1 pseudogene is annotated in these 551 nt (G+C 52.6%); it reads right to left on the bottom strand.

Annotation, left to right across the window (positions count from 1 at the left end):
• A pseudogene (locus AC2A06_RS18820) lies at window positions 1-551 on the bottom strand (hypothetical protein); the annotation flags it as partial.

The following is a 551-nucleotide window of genomic DNA, read 5'->3' as shown; positions in this document are numbered from 1 at the left end:
CATAATCCATATACAGGCCCGCGCCATTGCTGCCGCTGTTGCTCAAGCCATAATCATAAATCCCGTTGGCAACATGCACGCCATTTTGTTCAATTTGGTCTGAGGTATTTTGCCCAACGTTAGTACCATTAATCTGCAAGGTCAGCAGGTCAGCCCCCGTCGCCGTGGTGGCACTCACCAATTGTATGGCATTATTGCCGGTCATTTGGTTCAACAGTGAGCCACTGCCGGTGGTGTTATCTATTGCTGCATTGCCTAAAATATTTACCGTACCGCCGGTGGCGATGAAATTATCGGTACTGAGCAAGCCATCTGCACGTACCCCCGGCAGGTCGCCATAAAACGTCAGGGTGCCGCCATTCAGGTCTACATTGCCGACAGATTCAGTAGTGGTGACCCCGTTGCTACCGACCGTCGCATTACTGCCCGTGCCCAGATCCAGCGTCGCCAAGGTTAACGCGCTGGTGTTATCACCGGCGAGGGCAAACAAGGTATTTTGCACATTCACCGTACCGGCAAACGCACTGCCCACCGTACTGCCAAAGTTAAAC

The organism is Serratia sp. HNCC26DJ244, assembly GCF_057180565.1.
Note: the sequence above shows the minus strand (reverse complement) of the source record. Positions and strands in the feature narration are given on the sequence as shown.